Below are 19,947 nucleotides of genomic sequence, written 5' to 3' on the forward strand. Positions count from 1 at the left end.
GTTTACTGATATCCCAAAACGGGTACTCATCAATGAGGTGGTGACGCGCGACGGTTTTCAAAGCGAGCCGGATTTCGTGCCAACCGAAACCAAAGTTGAGCTGATCAATGCCCTTGCGGGCCTTGGCTTGAACAAAATCGAGGTTACCTCGTTTGTTTCACCGCGCGCCGTCCCCAATCTGAGCGATGCCGCCGAGGTCATCCAAGCCATCCGAAAGGACACCCCGACCCGCTACGTTGCCCTCGTGCCCAACCAGAAAGGCTGTGCCCGTGCGCTAGAGCTTGGCGTGGACGAAATCAACCTGGTCATGTCGGTCAGCGAAAGCCATAACCTGGCGAATATGCGCATGACCTGTGATCAGTCGTTGCAGCAGTTCAAAGACATTGCGGAGATGGCATCGGGCACCCCCATGCGGCTGAACGGCTCTCTGGCAACTACCTTTGGCTGCCCGTTTGAAGGTCAGCAGTCACAGGAACGCATACTGCGTTTTGTTGATGCCTATCTGGAGCGAGGACTCCATAGCCTGACCCTCGCCGACACCACCGGTATGGCGGTACCCAATCAGGTGCAATCACTGTGCGAGGAAGTTCGCAAACGCTGGCCAGATCTGGAACTGACACTGCACTTTCATAACACCCGCGGCCTTGGGCTTGCGAACGTGTACGCAGCTCTGGCTGCCGGGGTTGACCAGTTCGATGCGTCGCTCGGCGGGCTCGGCGGTTGCCCATTCGCCCCTGGAGCTACTGGCAACATTTGTACCGAAGACCTGGTGCACATGCTGAATGAAATGGGGCTGGATAGCGGCGTAGATCTTGATGGTTTGTTGCTACAATCGCAACGCCTGGAAGAAATCGTTAACCATGACCTTCCCGGACAGGTTCGCAAAGCTGGAAAGCGCAACGACACTCGCCCGCTCCCACAGTCCGTAAAAGAATTGATGCAAGACGGCCGCAGCTGATCAGGCCACCCTAAAAAAACCAAAAACAGCCAACAATAAGGATCTAACCAACATGAAACTAAAGCACCTCCTCTACTCAGGCGTATTGGCCTGCACCCTCGGCGCAGCCATGCCTGCACTTGCAGCAACCACCCTGAAAGTAACGCTGCAACTGCCCTTGAAGCACCACCTGGGTCAAAACCTGGTCGACTTCAAAAACGAAGTTGAAAGCACCAGTAATGGCGATATAAAGATTCAGATTTTCCCGGCCGCACAGCTCTATAAAGACAAAGAAGTTCACAACGCCGTGAGTTCTGGCGCCATTGAAATGGGCGTAATCAGCGTTACCCAGATGGCGGGCACCATCCCTGCAGTCGATGTGTTCTACGTACCCTTCATGTTCCCTACAAACGAGAAAGTCGTTAAAGCTACGGAACCCGGCAGCCCCGTGCGCACCTTGTTAGACGACGAAATCATCAAAACCGGCGCTCGCCCTCTGTGGTGGCAGGCTTATGGTGGCGTTGCACTGCTCTCCAAGAAAAAGCCTATTCAGCAGCCAGACGACATGAAGGGCATGAAAGTACGCGTGTTCGGTAAAACTCTTGGTGAATTCGCCAAATCTGTTGGTGCCGCACCTACCGTAATGGCCGGTTCCGAGCAGTTCCTGGCGTACCAGCGCGGAACCGTTGATGCAGGCATGACCGGTGTTACCGCTGTTGGCCCCCGCAAGCTGTATCAGGTTATGGACCACCTCACCCTGACCAACCACGCCAACATTGAGTTCATGACGCTTATTAACGAGGAAACCTGGCAGGGTTTGACGGATAAAGAACAGACCATTCTGCAAAACGCGGCGACAAAGGTGGAGAAGCAACTGCGCGACAAGATTCAGTCACTTGAAGCCGATGCCATTGCAGATGCCCGCAAAGAAATGAACGTGATTGATCTCACCCCGGAAGATATCGCCAAATGGCAGGAGGCAACCCGCCCTGTGCTGAAGAGCTTCATCGAAAACGCAGGCCCATTGGGTGAGCAAGTGATCGAAGCCGCAAACGCGCTCTGATCTAAACACTACCTCCCGTATACGGGCGTTTGCTGTGCAGGCGTCCGTTATTGTTTGTTTTTTCTGTTGTCGGGATTATCCATGTCAACTAACAACGCCACATCAAAAGACCCACAGGCCTGGCGCGCAAGCCATCCCTCGGCCTGGGTGCGTATTAATCATGCAGTGGTTACCCTTTGCGGACGACTCGCTGCAGCTTTATTTGCCGTGATCGCGGCCATGATCACCTATGAGGTCATAGCCCGTTACGTATTCTTGTCCCCAACTATCTGGGTAGAAGATCTCTCGCTACTTTGCCAAATCTGGGCTTCCTGTCTGGGCGCAAGCTGGCTGCTCCAGCACCAGGCGTTGATCCGTATCGACATGTTAATCAGCCGCTTTGGCCCTCGCATGCGAGCAGCCGCAGAACTGTGGTCGTTGCTTGTTGTTGCGTTGTTTTCAGGCTGGGTTACCTGGTACGGCGTGTATATCGTCAAAGACGCTGTTGCAATAAATGCCGCATCCGCATCCATGCTGGGCATGCCAATGTGGATCACTAAAAGCGCTATTCCAGTGGGCTTTGGCCTTCTTTTTATTCAATGCCTCACAGAGGCAGCGCTTGTAATAACAGGGCACATTCAGCCTTCTGAAGAGGTTCATGTCTGATGACTGTTGCTCTGATTATATTTGCCCTATTGATGTTGTTGCTGTCTGGCGTACCCGTGGGATTTGTACTGGGCGGGCTTGGGCTTGGCATGCTGCTACTGGCCGACATGTCACCTTTGATGGTGCCCATGGCCATGTACTCCTCATTCGACAGTTTTATTCTACTGTCTGTTCCGCTCTTCCTGTTGATGTCTAACATTCTACTGCAAGGCGGCGTCGGCAAAGATTTGTTCAACGCGGTTCAAACCTGGGTTGGGCATTGGCCCGGCGGCTTGGGAATCGCAACCATCGCCTCGTGTACTATCTTTTCTGCAATCTCCGGATCGTCTGTTGCCACCGCCGCCACCATTGGCAGCGTTGCCATCAAAGAAATGACCGATCGTGGGTACCACCGCCCCTTTGTGTTGGGCTTGATAGCCGCCGGCGGCACGCTCGGCATTCTTATCCCACCATCGATCCCGATGATCGTATACGGCGTTATTACCGAAGAGTCGATTGTCGACCTGTTTTTGGCGGGCATAGTGCCCGGGCTGATAATGGCCGGTAGTTTTATTATCTTCAGCTTTCTCTACGCAACGCTTGGCAAGGCCTGCACACCAGTGCCCAAGGCCACTAAAAGTGAACGTCTTGCAGCCACCTGGCGGGCTCTGCCCATCATCATTCTGGCTGTCATTATTATTGGTGGTATCTATGCAGGCGTGTTCACGCCGACAGAATCCGCAGCCATCGGCGTGGCTCTCTCGTTGATCATTGTTCTCGCATTGAAAACAATGAACTGGGAGCGCTTCAAGAAGGCCTGCATCGACACCATGAAAACCACAATCACCATATTCATCATCATGGCCGGTGCCAAAGTGTTTGGTAAGGCCATTACCCTCTACCAAATCCCGCAAGACATCTCGATGTTCGTCACCATGCACATTGGCAGTGCTGGCCTGTTCATCCTGGCGGTGTGCCTGGTATTACTGGTGATGGGATTCTTCCTGGAATCCATATCCATGCTGTTGATCATGATGCCGGTGCTCTACCCCTCACTGGCACCACTGGGCATAGACCCCATCTGGTTCGGCATCATTTTCGTGATTATGATCGAGTGCGCTTTGATAACCCCACCCGTAGGGCTAAACCTGTTCGTGATACAGGCCGTCGCCGGGGGCAAAGTGATGGACGTGGTACGGGGCGTGTGGCCATTCATCATTATGATGTTCGGTTGCCTGCTGATTGTTTACTTCTTCCCTATCGTGGCGCTTTACTTGCCCTTCTACCTATAACGAAGTCGGGGCAGGTGGTAGGCTGAATTTGAAACCACGTGCGACATAAGGTCGTACTGCAGGCACAAACATCGTCATCGAGGTATATCATGAAGACAATCAAGTACGCTGTCGCACTCGTTCTGGTGATGGCTTTTGCTCAAGCCCAAGCCGCTGATGGCCTGATTTCGGTTAAGAGCCCCTACAGCGCTGAAGAAACCATGAACAAGTTCGAAGACGTTGTGAAAGGCAAAGGCTTGAACGTTTTCGCGCGCATAGATCATGCAGCAGGGGCTGAAAAAGCAGGTATGGCGCTCAGGCCTACTGAGTTGCTAATTTTCGGCAATGCACAGGGGGGAACCCCATTCATGAAGTGCGCACAGACTGTCGGCATAGACCTGCCACTCAAGGCCTTGGTTTGGGAAGACGAATCAGGACAAGTATGGCTGGGTTACAACGACCCGACGTATTTGGCCAAGCGCCATGAGGTTCCCGAATGCGCGGTAGCTGAGAAGCTTGGCGGTGCACTGGCAAGTTTTGTAAAGGCGGCATTGGCGCCATAGTAAGGGCTAGCCCGTATGTGGCTGGGTGTTAGCTTTAGCCACCAGCCACTGGAATATCTCAACCCGAACCTCCGGGAAATATGCCCCACCCACCGTCCAGTGGCAGCAATTTTCTATTTCGATCAAGGAAGCTTGCTTCCCGAAGCGTTTAGCGATGCTGCGCTGAATAGTTATGGGTGTAATTCTATCGGCGGTTCCACCCACTATCAGAACCGGGCACTCGATGCTCTGAGTGTTCACGTATGTGGCAGACCTGCGCCCCAGCAAAGAGCCAATGCTAATCTGGAAAGTGGCCATACCAGATTCATAAGTGCAGCTTTCGTATATGTCTCTCTGTACAGCCGCACTTTGGGCATTCGCAATGCCGTACTCCACATTGCTCAGCCCGACTTCAGTCACCTTCTTCCACAAGGGGAATCGCAACAGGTTGCGCCCCAAGGTTCGAATTGCCGACCTGCTCAGGCCGTTTATGCCTGCCGGTGGCGCGGAGGATAAGAGAACCAACCGATCACAGGGTACCTGGGCGGCCACCAACTGGGCCAAGAGCGCGCCCATTGAATGCCCTACCAGAATGGGCGGGGCATCCAGGCGTTCCACCTGCTCAACAATATATGCCACATAATCCTGTACGCGGGTTTTGGCCAGTTTCGCACGGCTGGCCTCCGTATGCTCGGCTTTGGGGACATGGTATGGGAGGCACAGAGAATCCGCAGTATACCCTTTAGCAACAAAAGCCTCTTTCACGTCGCTCAGAGTGTTCTGATCGCTCCACATCCCGTGAATCAGTAAGACCGTCGGCTTACCGCTGTGCACCTTATCCATACCCTTCCCTCTTTTTATCGTAGGTTGGCCTCAGGCCGTAGCGGCTTGCTGAAGATCTGACTCCCGGGAGGATGCGGAAGCTGCAGCTTCAAACTGCACGTTCCCATCATCCACAGGGTCGTTAACCAGCATTTTTTTATCCTTACCGTAATGCATGGTTATCCTCCAGGGATCGGCCTTACCCTGCCGGGGCATTTTGTCGATTGCTCGCATGATATAGCCAGGTGCAAACCCTTCCAGCACACTCGCATCGGTCGCGTTATTCCCTTTGTCTACTGCTGTGGCGACTCGCATTCCCGCTTTGTCCATGTGAGCGAGCAGACGACACAAATAGCGCCCACCAATATCGCACTTGAGGGTCCAGGGCGCGTTGGTATAGCCAAAAATCCACCCGTAATTGGGTACGTCCTGAATCAAAATGCCCTTGTAGGCCATTTTTCCGGGCAGGTTCACTTCTTCGTTGTCGATACTGAGCGTGGATCCACCCATCAACTGAATATTCAACCCAGTGGCCGCAACCACAATATCTGCTTCGATATGCTGGCCGGATTTCAACACAATGCCCGTTTCATCAAATCGGTCGATGTGGTCCGTTACCATCTCCGCCTTACCGGAGTTCAAACTTTCGAAAAAGTCGCCATCGGGCGCCGCACACAAGCGCTGGTCCCAGGGCATGTACTCAGGTGTAAGGTGGCGTTTATCTACGTTTGGCGCATGTTTGTACATGTGCGACAAAAACATCTTGCGCATCGCATTGGGCCAGCGCTGGCAAGCCAGGTAGATAGCACGTTGAAATAGGATGTTGCGTCGACGGGCCAGTTTGAACACCCAGGCCTTTGGCAAAATCTTGTTCAACACCATGGAGATTTTATCGGTGTTCGGCAAAGACATAATGTAGCTGGGTGAGCGCTGCAGCATGGTAACTTTTGCCGCTTTATCCGCCATGGACGGCACCAGTGTTATTGCCGTAGCTCCACTGCCGATGACCACCACTTTTTTACCACTGTAATCGAAATCCTCAGGCAAGCTCTGGGGATGAACGATGTCCCCGCTAAAGAGTTCTTCCTTGGGGAAGCTTGGGCGGTAGCCCTGATCGAAGTTGTAATACCCGGCACAGTTAACGAGGAAGTTGCAGCTCAACACCTTCTCTTCGCCGGTGGCTTCCTGCACAGAGGTGAGGACCCACTTTTGATTCTTGGTGGACCAATCAGAGTTTTTGAGTTTCAGGCCAAAGTGGATTTTCTCGTACAGCCCAAACTCTTGTGCTGTTTCACGCACATACTCACGAATACCATCACCCTGGGCCAGCACTTTGTCGGAATACCAAGGTTTGAAGTTAAACCCGAAACTCGCCATGTCGGAATCGGAACGTATGCCGGGATAACGGAACAGATCCCAGGTGCCACCTACATTTTCTCGACGTTCCAATATCGCCATAGATTTGCCGGGGTGTTCCCGGGCAATGTGACTTGCCGTTCCAATGCCGGAGAGCCCTGCACCGATAATAATGATGTCGTAGTGTTTGGTAGTCATCCGAGTATCCTTCTTGTTATTAGTCAACCAACGTTAATTCTGATTCTCGCAAACGGCGCCTTGACAATATTGACAAAACAAGACAAGTTTTTAACATTTCACGACACCTAATCCGCTGGAGCGGTACCCGCATGGCTAACTTGATCAGAGCAACTAACCTGAGGGGCTTCGAAAAGCTTATAGCGCAAAGAGGTGAAAACCCACTGCCCCTGCTGGAAAAATACAACATCCCTTCAGATGAACACCGGGATGACAGCAGCTTTTTGCCGTTCCGAAACCTCGCCGACCTTCTTGAAGACACAGCTAAAACGCTGGACTACCCAGAGCTTGGCTTAAAGCTTGCAGAGTCCCAAGGGCTGGATATTCTCGGGCCAATCAGCGTTATTGCCCGCAATTCGGGCACCGTAGGTGAGGCAATCAACAATATTAGCCGCTACCTTCACCTTCACAGCCCCGCCTTGAGCATAAGAGCAACACACAGCAACTCATCAGGCTCTGAGAACATAAAGTTTGAATTTAACATTGATGATGAGAATGCTGGAGGGTATCACCGTCAAAGCTATGAGCTGAGTCTCTCTAACTCAATGCAAGTAATGAAATTGTTGTGTGGCAACCTTTTCAAACCCTCTAGCGTTCATTTTCTCCACGGCCAGGCCGCTGAAACTCACATCTATCGGGAAGTGTTTGGCTGCGAGGTGCACTTTAATCAGAGCTGGTGTGGCATGCGGTGGCCGACGCAAACGTTTCAGCACCCTCTATCAAGTGCAGACCACCAGACGTTTGGACTCGCGGAACAGTACTTGTCTTCCCAGCGGCCTCCGAACGCACAGAGCCTCTTCGAGGACGTAACCCGCCTCATCGTTACTCTGCTACCTACAGGGCAGTGCAAAAGTGACGTGGTTGCTGACCACTTCCACATAGACAAACGCACACTGCAGCGCCGTTTGGCCAAGGAACGAACCTCTTTTGCGCAGCTGCTCAATGCCGAAAAAATAAAACTCGCGAAACTGTATTTGACGGAACCAAACCTGAAGCTAACGCAGATTTCCGGATTACTTGGCTATTCTGAGCAATCTGCTTTTAACCGAGCTTGCCGTGACTGGTTTGGCGTGTCGCCGCTGCAGTATCGCAAACAGCTAATTGGTCGCAAATGAACTCAGCACTCTCCCGAACTACCGCCTAACTGCCTTAGTTCAGAGGCTGATCCGGTAATCCCCCCTAATAAATGGGGGGATTACCCCAGCGCCAAGACATGGGGTTTCCCGTGTCAGGGTGCAATCTTATTCTTCAGGGTACGAGTGACCGACACAGGCAAACTCGGTAATGAGCGCAATACCCAAGGCAGGATTTTCCGTTTCAAACCGCTGAGGGACTCCGGAACCATGGCCTCGATCAAGTGAGGGCCTGGCTGTGACAGCGCATATTGAAGGGCGTGATTGAAAGCCTCGGCAGTGTCTACCCGAACGCCATGAACCCCCATGCCCTGGGCCAGCTGGGCGAAGTTCAGCACAGGGCCATTCAGATCCAACTGGGATTTCGCTTTCTCTCCCACCTCTTCCGCGCCTACACGTTCCAGCTCAATATTGAGCACCGAGTAAGAGGCGTTATTGAAAATGATGGTAGTCACATTTAACTGCTCACGCGCCATGGTCCAGAGTGCTTGGATGGTGTACATAGCCGTGCCGTCGCCAATGAGCGCAATCACGGGCCGTTCGGGACAAGCAATCGCGGCGCCCACAGCGTTGGGCAAGCCCTGGCCAATGGCACCTCCGGTGAGGGCAATCATGTCGTGGCGAGGTGAGCCAGCGGTGAGGGCGTTCAGCATGAGGCCTGAGGTGATGGCCTCGTCGATAATAATGGCATTCTCTGGCAGGTAATGGCCAACGGCTTTACAGACTTTGGGTGCGGAGAGGCGGCCACGGGGTGCCGACGGGCGCTGCAGCTGCTGAATCTCGGGCTGGGCATTGTTGGCTCCCAGTGCCTCAGCCAGTTTTTCAAGACTGGCCCGGGCATCCTGCTCCGGGCTGGACAAGGTGTGAACAGCGCAACTGTCTGGCACCAGATAACTCTTTTTTCCGGGGTAGCCAAAGAAGGAAACGGGAGCCTTGCTGTCTACCAGAATAAGGTGCTCAATGTCGACCAATTGAACGCCCGCCAGTTCTGCTAAATAAGCCACGCGTTCAACCGGGGGCAAGCCTTCGCCGCGTTCAATACGTGTCGGGAAGGTTTCTGCCAGCAATTTCACACCGTTGGCGGCGGCAATTTTAGCGGCGGCCATCAATGCCGGTTCCCGCAGAGCTCTGCCACCCAGCAACAGTGCTGTTTTCTTCCCGGAGCGAATGGCGTCAACCGCACCTTGAATGGCACCGGCATCGGCCGCTGGAGACTCTACCTGGTTCGGCAAGGCACAGGGGCTACCACCCTCTCCCCACGAGACATCAGCGGGCAGAATCAGGGTAGCTACCTGGCCAGGCAGGCCGCGTGCGGTGGTGATGGCGTCCACGGCATCCTTGCACAGTTCGGCCGTGGTTTGAGATGTTCGGACAAAACCCGGTGACACATTACGGGCGACGGTTTCGATATCGGACTGCAGCTGGGCATCGTATTTCACGTGGTCAATGGCATGATCACCAACGATGTTTACAACCGGCACTTTACCCTTGCGGGCATTGTGCAAATTGGCCAGGCCATTGCCGAGGCCGCAGCCCAGGTGCAGCAACGTTGCGGCGGGTTTGTCGGCCATCCTGGCGTAGCCATCGGCCGCACCCGTTGCCACGCCTTCAAACAGTGCCAGCACAGCGCGCATATTTGGTTCATCATCGAGCGCCGCTACAAAGTGCATTTCGCTGGTACCCGGGTTGCTGAAACAGACTTCAATACCAGCGTCCACCAGGGTTTTCATCAGGGCTTGGGCACCGTTCATCGCTATTCTCCTTGTTATTTTTTATCAACATCCAGCTAGCTGCTTTGGCTGAATCATGAGCCCGACAAGATCGACCGTGCTGCTGCACGTGCAGTCAAAATACAACCGGGCAAAAACGTGCCTTCCAGTGACCGTTTGCCGTTACACCCGCCACCACCGAAACCGGCTGCTTCACCCACACAGTAGAGCCCTGGTATCGGCTGGTTATCGCCCCCAAGCGCGCGAGACATAAGATCAGTGCGCAACCCACCAAGGCTTTTACGGGTAATCAATTGCATGCGCACGGCAATGAAAGGACCGGCGCCTTTCTTTTGAAGTGGCGCAGGCTTGCAGGTGCGTAGTTTATCCGGCCCCCACTCTCGGGCCTGCAAAATTCGACGAATCTGCTCATCATTTTCAATCTTGTTGCCCGCGGCGAAGTTTGCATCGAACGCATCGGCGGTAGCCTGCAGAGTGGCCGGATCAACATCGTGGGACTGGGTAAGCGTATTCATTTTATCGGCCAGTTCAGCGAGTGTGTCTGCAACGAGAAATTCATCGCTCTCACGGGCCATTTGTTTGACCAGATTGTGATTGCCGGTGAGCGTCTCGAACACAAAGCGAACCAACTGTTTGTCGCGTATGCGCTGGTTGTGCTCGGCTCCGGATATGGCGAATTCCTTTGCCGCGATGCGCCAGTTCAACAAATGCCAGGTCCAGGGCTGTTCCTGTTCGGCAACACGCTGGCAAAGCCAATGGGTGTCGAAACCGGTGACCAGTGGCTCCGGGCCAATCCGCTTGCCGGTGTGATCAAGCCACAGGGCAGATTTGCACGGGATGGTCGACAAACCGTGGCCTTTAAAATGAGGATAAGGATGATGAAAGCCGGCGGCGTAGTTCCACATTTCGCCTGGGTTGACGATTACACCGCCCAGCTTGTTAGCCACTTCGTGATGCAGTTTTCCATCGGCGTGAGGGTGCGCCCCATTCAGCATTGTTTTCGGCATGGGGCGATCTTGCGGCCAGTTGGCGCGGGCCTCTTGATGACTGCCGTTGATTCCACCGGTGGCCACCACCACTCGGTTTGCAGTAAAGCTGACGCGCTCACCGGTTTCATCATTCGTGGCGCTGGCACCTGTAACACGGCCACTACTGTAGTCCAGGGCGTCAACGCTGTGCCGATGGAGAATGGTGAGTCGATTCTCCTTGCCAGCATCGCGCATGGCGGAAATTAACGTGCAAGTGAGCTCACGGGAGGTGCCGTACACTATGTGATAGCGCGGCACACTGTTTCCCTCACCTGACCGGCCTCGTTCAACCCAGTTCACCGCAGGCAAAAACTTGATGCCCTCGGCTTTCAGCCAGTCGTGCACTTCGCTGCAGGAGTTCTGCGCATAATAACGAGCCCAAGCCAGGGAATGCTCATCGCCGGTATCCAACTCACCGAAGCTGATCCAGTCTTTCAGAGCCCGCTCGGGATTATCCGAAATACCCCGTTTGCGTTGCAACGGTGTGCCAACCAGAGCCATCCCGCCAAACGCCCAAAGTGCCAGCCCGCCCAAACGCTCCGGCGTATCCTTGTCTACCAGCGTAACGGTTTTACCCGCCCGAAGGAGTTCCAGTGCGGTGACGATACCGGCAATTCCGCCGCCAATAACAAGAGTGTCTGAGGCAATTTGGTTGCCCATTAAGGAACCCCTTCAGGCTAAATGTGTGAACCCCGAATTCAACGGGCGGGAATAAACGAACCGTAGCCCGACTCGCGACCAAACTCCGGCAAGAACTGCTCTTTATCCACCGCCAGTTTTCCATTAATCATAACGGTTTTCACTATGCCCGGGTTGCGGTTGACCAGTCTTTGAAGGTCAAAGTTTTCCATTTCGCCCCAGGAAACCTCTTCGAGGTTCTGTGCAAACCCTGCTGGGTCCAATACCACCAGATCGGCTCGATCACCCACCCGGATCTTGCCGGCTTCGATGCCAAACCAATCGGCTTGATCGCCCGTCAAGCGGTGAACGGCCTGCTCCATGGTCATCACCGCATCACCCTCGTCGATGGATTCCTGAACCAGTTTCAACATGCGAAGCGGCAAGTTGTAGAAGGCCATATTGCGGATGTGGGCGCCAGCATCGCTGAAGGTAATGAGTGTGGTGGGGTCTTTTACCAGCCGCTTGAGAACCTGTTTTCGGTGGTTTCCGACCGTGGTGTACCAGCGTATTTTTTTACCGAACTCCACAACCAGATCGAGAAACAAGTCCACAACATGGATACCCCGTGCGCTGGCCACTTCTTCAAAGTTCTTACCGATCAGTGATTCATCGGGGCAGTCGATGATCATGGCGTCACCGAAATCCCTTTGCCAAACCCGAGGGCTCAGTTTCTCACCATAGAATTTGCGGAAGTTACGGCGGTATTCTTCACTTTGCAGGAGGTCGTTTCGCTCCACCGCGTCTTTCAAGTCCAGAGCCATTTCCCCTGCCCCAAACTCTTCAAAGAACACAACATCAATCCCGTCTGCGTATACCGTGAAAGGTGTCGGCAGCACCTGCCAGCGAAAGTCTCCCCGCAGGGCATTGGTAAACATTGAAGTTAGTCTGGTGAGGGTTGTGAGCGCGGCGCTGCCTTTCAAGTCCATTTGGCTGATCAAGGTGGTTTTTAACGGCCGCCGCAACAAGCCCACACACTCCCGCACGTATTGCAGAATCTGCAAGGGCGTAGCGGCATTCGGCGCGCCTTGGTGTACCCGGTTATACTGGCGCACCAACTTGTTCAAACGTGCGACCTCGCCCCACTTGGCGTAAGTGCTGGGCAAGCTCTTGGACCACTCCCGATCACCATCCACCTTGTCCCACTTCAGGCACATGGTCGACAGGCCGAGAAACCCTTCATCAAGCGCCTCTTTCAGCAAACCTTCCATGGTCTGCATTTCTTCTTCGGTGGGCTGGACGGCCAAATCTGTGGCTCGGCTTAATCCCATCACCCCAACTCGCATGTCGCTGTGGCCCAGCAAGCTGACAACATTCGGGCCAAGGGGCATCTGCTTGATGTGCTCTACCCACTGTTTTGGGGTCGACCAGGTTTTGTGCTCCTTCAAGATGGGCAGTACCCGCTCCCTCGGTACGGTTTCAACGCGGGTGAAAATGTCTGAGGCATCCTCATAATCACTGCAGATCATGCTTAACGAGCAACTACCCACCAGCACCGTCGTTACGCCATGACGAACCGATTCGGAAAGGCTCGGGCTCACCAGCAATTCGGCATCGTAATGGGTGTGAGTATCCAGAAATCCCGGCGTAACCCATTTTCCAGCGGCGTCGATTACTCGGTCGGCCTGATCATGGGAAATGGTGTCTGCAGTAACTGTCGCAATGCGGCCGTCTTTGACCGCCAGATTGCGAATGGAAGATGGTGCGCCAGTGCCGTCGAAGTACCGGCCGCCTTCGATGATGAAATCGTACGGGGTCATCGCGTTATCTCTTTTTGGATCTTGTTATTGTAGGTATTCGATCTTATCAGGATAACTGAGAGTTTTACTCGGTAACTCCTTCAAACATTCTCCGTCGAGCATTCTCCAAGTGTTGGCGCATGCTCTCCCCTGCCTTATGTTCATCCTTTTCGGCAATGGCATTTACTATAGCCAGATGTTCGTCCTGGACTATTCTCAAACGCTTCTCTGGCGCAAGCAACGACAGGCCTCGCGTTATATTCATGCCTTCCTTGATACTTTCGTGGAGGGACTTGAGAACAGTAGCGTAATAGTGATTGCTTGATGCCTCAGTAATCGCCAGATGAAGCTCGAAGTCTTCGTTCGTTGCCAGGTCATGCTTGCTATTTGCCTGATTGATCGCTTCGTACTTTTCCCATATGCGCTTTAGCTGCTCATCCGTTCTTCTAATTGCAGCCAGGGAGGCCGCGCTGGACTCTACATTGGTACGAAATTCAAAACACCGCTGGATATCTGCAATGCTGGCTATGCGCGCAAACTCTAACACTGCACTATCTGGGCGATTAATTACAAAGCTGCCTGACCCACGACGGGAGATAACCAGGTTATCCTCACGCAAGCGTGCAAGCGCCTCTCTCAGTATGGGGCGAGAAACGTTATAGGCTTCACACAAATCGGCTTCTGTCGGTAACTTCTGATTAACCGGATACTCACCGTCGATAATGGAAGACAAGATCCTCTCATACACAACCGATGATAAAGAATGCTTTTCAGTTTTTACTCTCATTCGCTATGAGCCTTAATTGCGCACTCTCTAATCCATGAGTGCACTTATGAAAATACGCTAAAAATAACGGTGCTCTAAATGACGGTACTCTAATGGCTACGAATATTGGCCTCAAACCTAGGAGTCTGCCATACACGTTTCTCCACACTTAACGGTTTTAGATTCACGAAGAGGCCGTGACAACTGCCTGTCAGGTATTTTGGTATAGGCGAGCATAACGATTCCGCTAACCACAATAAAGCTGCCTACAACCTGAATCCCGCCTAAAACCTGATCAAGAATCAGCCAACCAAATATCAGCCCGGCCACAGGCTCGACGTTCATTACCGGTGCGTTGCGAGCAATGTCCAGCCGCGTAACGAGGGTGAATAATACTGAGAAAGCCGCTCCATACAAAATGGCCAGGCTGCCTAATGCAACCCAGCCCATGAAAGCACTAGGCAGGCTCATCCCATCTGGAACCAGCCCAGCAGCGCCTGCGATAGCGGTCGACGCAAACACCACCATAATAGTAAGCATACTGCGCACCAACCCCGGCATACTCCCCAGCCGATGATCTGTAATCCATAGAGCACAAGCAAAGACTGCCGCGGCCGTGATGCCGAACAGCAAACCTTCCACAAACCTGATATCTATTTCGCCGGAATCCGAAAAACGAGAGGGCAAATCCAGCGCCAGTGCCAGCCCAAACAAAATGAAAAGCATCAGCAGGCTAGCCGTGCGTGATGGGCGTGCACCACCCAACGCCCAAGTGAGCAATGCAAGCATGATGGGCGCAAGATTAACCACCAGGAGCGCCAGCGCAATCGGGATTCGCGCCACGGCGGAATAAATGCTGAAGCTTTGAATGGCGATAAGCAGCCCCATCACCAGCTGCCAACCCCAGGCTTGTGGCTTGAATCGCAGCGATTCACGGCGCCAAACTACCAATAATATAAGGCCGACCATGGCCACCCCTGAGCGGAAGAGTATCGCTACCAACAACCCGGCGTCGTGATCGAATGCAATACGGGCGGCAACATGGTTGCCAGCGAATGAACAAGCCAGTATTACAAGAATCAAAACCGCAAATTGGCGGGGTAATTGAGCAGTCGACGTCATGGCAGCAGCTTCCACTTCAGATAGGTTTACTCGTCAACAACAGAATGGCCTATGTCCGGAATTACTGTGCGGTAGGCCACCCGATGCAGGTGACCTACCGTTCAGATCAGCACATACCCAGGCCTTGTTAACGACTTTCCATGTAACGCTTGTATTCAGCCTGAGCGTCTTCGCTGGGAGGGTATAGTCCGATGACGGGGGTTCCCGTACGGACTTTCTCAAGTACGTAGTCTTCAAATGCCTCCATTTTTACAGCTTCTTCAGCCACCTCATCTGCCAGCTCCAACGGAATGACGATGATTCCGTCGTCATCACCTACCAATACGTCGCCCGGGAAAACAGCTACCCCGCCGCAACCAATGGGTACCTGAATATCAACCCCGTGATGCTTGGTCAGGTTCGTTGGTGCGCTGGCCTTGGCGCAGAAGATCGGCATATTCATGGCTGCCGCATCTTTAGAATCACGAATACCTGCGTCCGATACAAATCCCGCGCAATTACGGTATTCCAGGCGATTCAGCAAAATGCTTCCTGCGCTTGCGGCGGAGGCATCCTGACGACAATCGGAAACCAGCACCATACCTTCCGGAACAGATTCTACGGCAACCCGCTGCGGGTGCTTTGGATCCCTGAATGCGGCAACTGTATCTATATCTTCCCGTGCGGGAATGTAGCGCAGAGTGAAGGCTTGGCCGACCATCTTCACCGAACCACTATTTATTTTGCCGACGCCTTGAATGTACGTATTACGGAGGCCTCGCTTAAACAGAATCGTGTGTAGCGATGCGGTAGAGGCCCGCATCAGGCCTGCTTTAGCCGTGCTGGATAGGGTTTGCTTTGGAGCGTCTTCGGAAATGCCCATGTCATATTCTCTTTTTGGTATGTAGTAGATAGAGCGCCCGCTGGTTTTGAATCGCGGTGCGCCTTGCTTACAAATTGACGGCCTTACTCCCGCGCGCCATCGACCAAACGTGAAACCGCCAAGGGGTTTCCGTCTTTAAGCGCATCAGGTAGTAGTGCTTGCGGTATCCCTTGATAACAAACCGGGCGCAGGAAGCGCTGAATGGCCGCGGTGCCAACAGACGTGCTCCGGCTATCAGAAGTGGCCGGCCATGGGCCACCATGAACCATTGCCTCACACACTTCGACACCGGTGGGCCAAGCATTTGCAAGAATTCTTCCGGCTTTACGCTCCAGGGTCGGCAGCAGCGCCTCAACCATGGAGTAATCGGCCTCGGCCATGTGAACCGTGGCTGTCAACTGGCCTTCCAAATGCTCCAGTACCTCTTGAAGTTGAGCCATATCGGAGCATTCGATAATCAACGAGCAGGAGCCAAACACTTCGGCGTGCAAACGCTCATCCTTGATGAAGTCAGCCGCACTCGCTGCGAACAAAGTGCTGTGGCATGGACTGTGTGAATCACTATCAAGCTTGCTTGCGGCGATCTCTTTAGCCTTGCCAGTCTCCCGCAACTGCATCAGCCCGGCGCTATAGGCTGAATGTATACCCGGTGTCAGCATGGTCTGCGGCGCACTTTTAATCACTTCCTCTGCCGCAGCGTGCTTGAAGCGATCCAGCCCCGTACTCTTCACAGCGAGGATCAATCCAGGGTTAGTGCAAAACTGCCCTGCCCCCATGTTGAGTGACGCTACAAAAGCTTGCCCCAGAGTTTCGGGCGCTTCTTCCAGAGCGGCTGGCATGAGTACCACAGGGTTAATACTGCTCATTTCAGCATATACGGGTATCGGCTGCGGGCGGTTGTTTGCGGCTTTCATCAGTGCCGTTCCGCCACTCCGTGAGCCAGTGAAACCAACTGCCTGAATACGGGGGTCGGTAACCAGTGCCTGGCCCAACTCTTTGCCAGCACCATAAAGCAATGAAAACACACCGGATGGAAGCTCACAGATAGCCACTGCTTTTTGCACGGCACGCCCGACCAGCTCTGATGTCCCTGGGTGAGCAGAGTGCGCTTTGACAATAACCGGGCAGCCCGCCGCCAATGCAGATGCGGTATCACCGCCGGCAACCGAAAAAGCCAAAGGAAAGTTACTGGCACCGAATACCGCTACCGGGCCAATGCCTATACGCCGCTGCCGTAAATCGGTGCGCGGCAGAGGGCTGCGATCAGGCATTGCAGGATCGACCCGCACATCTAGCCACTCGCCTGCACGAATGACTTTCGAAAAAAGCCGCAACTGGCCGCAAGTTCGACCGCGCTCACCTTCCAGCCTGGCACGAGGCAAGCCGGTTTCCTGCATGGCACGCTCAATCAGTAGATCCCCAACTGCTTCAATTTGATCAGCAATTGTTTCGAGAAATTCCGCTCTGCGTCTCAACGATGTCTCGCGATACAGGTCAAATACTGACCATGCCAACCGGGTTGCTTGCTCGACCTCTTCCTGGCCGCAACTGCCGTAGCCGGGTTCAATACGTTGGCCGCTAGCCGGATTGATTGCGTAGATCGGCTTGCCCGTCGCTGCAATGGATTCTTGCCCGATGAGCTGGTGTCCTTTGAGGTGCATAAAAGAATACCCTGAGATAGATATGAAGTGGGCGCCCCGCTGAGTTAACTGGGCGCTATAACATGCACAGCTGTTACCGGATGAGCGCCATTACGGGCACATCTGGCCTCCGTTAACGTCAATTACCTGCCCGGTGATGTAGCCACTTGCCTGGTGTGAGGCCAGGAACAAATAGGCGGGAGCGCACTCCTCCGATGTACCGAAGCGGCCCATGGGGATTGAATTGCGGATTTTTTCTTTCAGTTCAGGGCTTTTGTCATCGTGAAAAGCGGTATCGATTGTGCCCGGTGCCACGACGTTGAACCGAATATTGCTGGCAGTCAGTTCCTTTACCCAGGTTCTGTGTAAGTTGTGAATAACTGCTTTGGAACCGCCATAAAGGCTCGCGCCAGGACCGCCACCCTCACGCCCAGCTATGGAGCCTGTGCTGATAACAGCTGCGGTGGTGCCAGTTTTGGCCGCAGACTCTTTAAGGTGGGGCACTGCGTATTTTGTTGTCATGACAACAGAACGAATATTCAGATCAAAAACCAGGTCATAAGCCGCGTCATCCAGGTTTTCAAGGCGCTCTCTTACACCCAGGCCGCCCGCATTGTTAACCAATACATCCAACCCACCGAATTTTTCGACAAACTCATTAATAAGTGACGCGCACTCTTCGCTACGGCTCAGGTCGTGCTGAAAATAGGCAAAGTTGGCACCGATAGCTTCAAATTGTGCAATTGCCTCCTCTGCTGCAGCGTCCACAACGTGGCTGTTAATTCCCACAGCTGCGCCTTGCTTGGCAAATTCCAATGCCGCCGCAAGCCCAATTCCTTTGGTTGAACCAGTAACCAGTACTTTTTTATTTTTCAGATCATTAAACATGTCAGTTCCTTGAGTCTCTTGAATAAGCTTTAGGTGGTGCGAACGGGATTAGCGATACCCCATCGCAACTGCCAGACATTCTCAATATAGCCGAGACTCTAACGCCAATCAAACAAATTATTACAACTTTCTCCTTATTACATTATCCAGCCAGCTGATAGCTTTGGGGCGCTCCTCTAGATCAACCCATGGCAATACCCAATTCACGAAAATACAATATTTCTCTATAAAACAATTACTTACGCATATCTTTCGGATATTATATAGGCCACCAACCTACCCGAAGAGGTACCCGCTCGCCCACAGATGTGGGCTAAAGCACCCGAAAAACCGTAAAATATCTCTACTAAGAAATAATTGTTGTAAATACTTGCAAATTTTTTGCCCCACAATGATACTCCCTCAAGCAAACGGACTCCTGGGAGCTCCTGTCTGCCATTGGCTTCAAATGGGCACAGCAGCACACATACTCTTTTTGTCGTGCACGCACCCCGCCAATCATTAAACCATCTAAAAATAATGAGGTTTGTAATGAGCACGCTATCCAAAATTCTATACGCCACCGCACTCACTCTCGCAGCAAGCACCGCGTTCGCTGCCACCCCGTATCCCGTAAAGCCGATTACGCTGATTGTTCCCTGGTCTGCTGGAGGCGGATCAGACGCTGTTGGTCGCCAATTGGCAATGGGGCTACAAGAAGAGCTTGGACAACCGGTAAACGTTGTAAACAAAACAGGTGGAGCGGGCGTGATTGGGCACATGACCATGAAAATGGCAAGGCCAGACGGTTACACCTTGGGGCTCGGCACGGCTGAAATTGCAACGTACAAGCACATTGGCACGGCAGACATTTCGTACACAGACTTCACACCCATCTCACTACTCAACGTTGATTACGCGACATTTACCGTTAATGCCGATTCGCCCTGGAAAAACCTGGGTGACGCATTGAGCGACCTAAAAAACAATCCGAACACATTCACTGTTTCAGGCTCAGCTCCAGGTGCCGCTTACCACTTGTCATTTGCGGGCTTTATCGACCAGCAGGGCATTGACCCCCAGACGATCAACCTCGTTCCAAGCGAAGGCGCTGCTCCGGGGTTACAGGAACTGGCAGCTAACGGCGTGCATATTGTTTTCAATTCACTCCCGGAAACCGAGCCGATGAACAAGTCTGGCCGCACTCGCACACTGGCCGTGCTGTCGAACGACCGCCTGGAGAGATTTCCCGATGTGCCCTCTGCCAAAGAGGTGACTGGCGACGAGTGGACTCAAGGTTCATGGCGCGGCTTGGTTGGCCCGGCAAACCTGCCTGAAGATGTCACGAAGCGCTTGGCTGTAGCAGCAAAGAAGGTGTTCAACTCTGAGTCATTTCAGACATTTATGGCGGGGCGTGGATTTGGCGCGGTATGGGCTGACGCTGCAGGGTTCAAAGCCTACATGAAGGAACAAGACGAAAAGAATGCCGTAACAATTGAAAAGCTTGGCCTGGCCAACTAAGCCGACACC

Annotated in this window: 17 protein-coding genes; 7 read left to right on the plus strand and 10 right to left on the minus strand. The window is 53.3% G+C overall.

Features of this window, described 5'->3' with window-relative positions:
• Window positions 1–10 precede the first annotated feature (10 nt).
• The 5 genes from AADB16_RS11665 (at window position 11) to AADB16_RS11685 (ending at window position 4,458) form a co-directional block, all read left to right on the plus strand.
• Window positions 11–958, plus strand: a complete 948-nt coding sequence (locus tag AADB16_RS11665; RefSeq protein ID WP_410803650.1) for a hydroxymethylglutaryl-CoA lyase — start codon at window positions 11–13, stop codon at window positions 956–958.
• A 52-nt stretch (window positions 959–1,010) separates the two neighbouring features.
• On the plus strand, window positions 1,011–2,000 hold the full coding sequence (gene dctP / locus AADB16_RS11670) for a TRAP transporter substrate-binding protein DctP (protein ID WP_410803452.1): 990 nt from the start codon (window positions 1,011–1,013) through the stop codon (window positions 1,998–2,000).
• An 81-nt stretch (window positions 2,001–2,081) separates the two neighbouring features.
• On the plus strand, window positions 2,082–2,645 hold the full coding sequence (locus tag AADB16_RS11675) for a TRAP transporter small permease (protein ID WP_410803454.1): 564 nt from the start codon (window positions 2,082–2,084) through the stop codon (window positions 2,643–2,645).
• The gene (locus AADB16_RS11680) at window positions 2,645–3,916 is read left to right on the plus strand and encodes a TRAP transporter large permease (RefSeq protein ID WP_298447035.1); all 1,272 of its coding nucleotides are present in this window, start codon (window positions 2,645–2,647) and stop codon (window positions 3,914–3,916) included. Before AADB16_RS11675 ends, AADB16_RS11680 begins: the two co-directional genes overlap by 1 nt.
• Before the next feature lie 89 nt (window positions 3,917–4,005).
• Complete coding sequence (locus AADB16_RS11685) at window positions 4,006–4,458, plus strand: DUF302 domain-containing protein (RefSeq protein ID WP_410803457.1); 453 nt, start codon at window positions 4,006–4,008, stop codon at window positions 4,456–4,458.
• Window positions 4,459–4,464: 6 nt separating this feature from the next.
• Here the strand turns inward: AADB16_RS11685 and AADB16_RS11690 are convergent, their stop codons facing one another.
• Both AADB16_RS11690 and AADB16_RS11695 read right to left on the minus strand, forming a co-directional pair.
• Window positions 4,465–5,280, minus strand: a complete 816-nt coding sequence (locus AADB16_RS11690; protein ID WP_410803459.1) for an alpha/beta hydrolase — start codon at window positions 5,278–5,280, stop codon at window positions 4,465–4,467.
• Window positions 5,281–5,310: 30 nt separating this feature from the next.
• Window positions 5,311–6,813 carry a flavin-containing monooxygenase gene (locus AADB16_RS11695; protein ID WP_410803461.1) on the minus strand — a complete coding sequence of 501 codons (1,503 nt, stop codon included), beginning with the start codon at window positions 6,811–6,813 and terminating at the stop codon, window positions 5,311–5,313.
• Window positions 6,814–6,944: 131 nt separating this feature from the next.
• Between AADB16_RS11695 and AADB16_RS11700 the strand changes: the two genes are divergently transcribed.
• A complete protein-coding gene (locus tag AADB16_RS11700; RefSeq protein WP_410803463.1) occupies window positions 6,945–7,967 on the plus strand; it encodes an AraC family transcriptional regulator in 1,023 nt (340 codons plus the stop codon).
• 113 nt (window positions 7,968–8,080) lie between these two features.
• Here the strand turns inward: AADB16_RS11700 and AADB16_RS11705 are convergent, their stop codons facing one another.
• From AADB16_RS11705 to AADB16_RS11740, 8 genes are all read right to left on the minus strand, one after another.
• Window positions 8,081–9,736 carry an acetolactate synthase large subunit gene (locus AADB16_RS11705; protein WP_410803465.1) on the minus strand — a complete coding sequence of 552 codons (1,656 nt, stop codon included), beginning with the start codon at window positions 9,734–9,736 and terminating at the stop codon, window positions 8,081–8,083.
• A 53-nt stretch (window positions 9,737–9,789) separates the two neighbouring features.
• On the minus strand, window positions 9,790–11,403 hold the full coding sequence (locus tag AADB16_RS11710) for an FAD-dependent oxidoreductase (RefSeq protein ID WP_309044442.1): 1,614 nt from the start codon (window positions 11,401–11,403) through the stop codon (window positions 9,790–9,792).
• A gap of 38 nt (window positions 11,404–11,441) precedes the next feature.
• Window positions 11,442–13,181, minus strand: coding sequence for an N-acyl-D-amino-acid deacylase family protein (locus AADB16_RS11715; RefSeq protein WP_410803467.1), 1,740 nt, complete (start codon window positions 13,179–13,181; stop codon window positions 11,442–11,444).
• A 64-nt stretch (window positions 13,182–13,245) separates the two neighbouring features.
• On the minus strand, window positions 13,246–13,947 hold the full coding sequence (locus AADB16_RS11720; RefSeq protein WP_309044440.1) for a FadR/GntR family transcriptional regulator: 702 nt from the start codon (window positions 13,945–13,947) through the stop codon (window positions 13,246–13,248).
• A gap of 117 nt (window positions 13,948–14,064) precedes the next feature.
• On the minus strand, window positions 14,065–15,048 hold the full coding sequence (locus AADB16_RS11725; protein WP_410803469.1) for an EamA family transporter: 984 nt from the start codon (window positions 15,046–15,048) through the stop codon (window positions 14,065–14,067).
• A gap of 127 nt (window positions 15,049–15,175) precedes the next feature.
• Window positions 15,176–15,910, minus strand: coding sequence for a ribonuclease activity regulator RraA (locus AADB16_RS11730; protein ID WP_410803471.1), 735 nt, complete (start codon window positions 15,908–15,910; stop codon window positions 15,176–15,178).
• An 83-nt stretch (window positions 15,911–15,993) separates the two neighbouring features.
• Window positions 15,994–17,571 carry an aldehyde dehydrogenase (NADP(+)) gene (locus AADB16_RS11735; protein WP_410803473.1) on the minus strand — a complete coding sequence of 526 codons (1,578 nt, stop codon included), beginning with the start codon at window positions 17,569–17,571 and terminating at the stop codon, window positions 15,994–15,996.
• 90 nt (window positions 17,572–17,661) lie between these two features.
• A complete protein-coding gene (locus AADB16_RS11740) occupies window positions 17,662–18,438 on the minus strand; it encodes an SDR family NAD(P)-dependent oxidoreductase (RefSeq protein ID WP_410803475.1) in 777 nt (258 codons plus the stop codon).
• Window positions 18,439–18,969: 531 nt separating this feature from the next.
• Here AADB16_RS11740 and AADB16_RS11745 point away from each other — a divergent pair.
• Window positions 18,970–19,938 (plus strand): Bug family tripartite tricarboxylate transporter substrate binding protein, encoded by a 969-nt coding sequence (locus AADB16_RS11745; RefSeq protein ID WP_298447022.1) that lies wholly within the window; start codon window positions 18,970–18,972, stop codon window positions 19,936–19,938.
• The last annotated feature ends 9 nt before the right edge of the window (window positions 19,939–19,947 follow it).

Origin of the sequence: Marinobacter sp. KMM 10035, from assembly GCF_046537445.1 — a bacterium.
GTDB classification, from domain to species: Bacteria; Pseudomonadota; Gammaproteobacteria; order Pseudomonadales; family Oleiphilaceae; genus Marinobacter; species Marinobacter sediminicola.

Excerpts from the sequence above, each read along its gene's own strand:
- AADB16_RS11705 (WP_410803465.1), bottom strand. The coding sequence starts at position 9,736 with ATGAACGGTGCCCAAGCCCTGATGAAAACCCTGGTGGACGCTGGTATT.
- AADB16_RS11685 (WP_410803457.1), top strand. The coding sequence starts at position 4,006 with ATGAAGACAATCAAGTACGCTGTCGCACTCGTTCTGGTGATGGCTTTT.
- AADB16_RS11720 (WP_309044440.1), bottom strand. The coding sequence starts at position 13,947 with ATGAGAGTAAAAACTGAAAAGCATTCTTTATCATCGGTTGTGTATGAG.
- AADB16_RS11690 (WP_410803459.1), bottom strand. The coding sequence starts at position 5,280 with ATGGATAAGGTGCACAGCGGTAAGCCGACGGTCTTACTGATTCACGGG.
- AADB16_RS11740 (WP_410803475.1), bottom strand. The coding sequence starts at position 18,438 with ATGTTTAATGATCTGAAAAATAAAAAAGTACTGGTTACTGGTTCAACC.
- AADB16_RS11735 (WP_410803473.1), bottom strand. The coding sequence starts at position 17,571 with ATGCACCTCAAAGGACACCAGCTCATCGGGCAAGAATCCATTGCAGCG.
- AADB16_RS11710 (WP_309044442.1), bottom strand. The coding sequence starts at position 11,403 with ATGGGCAACCAAATTGCCTCAGACACTCTTGTTATTGGCGGCGGAATT.
- AADB16_RS11745 (WP_298447022.1), top strand. The coding sequence starts at position 18,970 with ATGAGCACGCTATCCAAAATTCTATACGCCACCGCACTCACTCTCGCA.
- AADB16_RS11725 (WP_410803469.1), bottom strand. The coding sequence starts at position 15,048 with ATGACGTCGACTGCTCAATTACCCCGCCAATTTGCGGTTTTGATTCTT.
- AADB16_RS11700 (WP_410803463.1), top strand. The coding sequence starts at position 6,945 with ATGGCTAACTTGATCAGAGCAACTAACCTGAGGGGCTTCGAAAAGCTT.
- dctP (WP_410803452.1), top strand. The coding sequence starts at position 1,011 with ATGAAACTAAAGCACCTCCTCTACTCAGGCGTATTGGCCTGCACCCTC.
- AADB16_RS11675 (WP_410803454.1), top strand. The coding sequence starts at position 2,082 with ATGTCAACTAACAACGCCACATCAAAAGACCCACAGGCCTGGCGCGCA.
- AADB16_RS11715 (WP_410803467.1), bottom strand. The coding sequence starts at position 13,181 with ATGACCCCGTACGATTTCATCATCGAAGGCGGCCGGTACTTCGACGGC.
- AADB16_RS11680 (WP_298447035.1), top strand. The coding sequence starts at position 2,645 with ATGACTGTTGCTCTGATTATATTTGCCCTATTGATGTTGTTGCTGTCT.
- AADB16_RS11730 (WP_410803471.1), bottom strand. The coding sequence starts at position 15,910 with ATGGGCATTTCCGAAGACGCTCCAAAGCAAACCCTATCCAGCACGGCT.
- AADB16_RS11695 (WP_410803461.1), bottom strand. The coding sequence starts at position 6,813 with ATGACTACCAAACACTACGACATCATTATTATCGGTGCAGGGCTCTCC.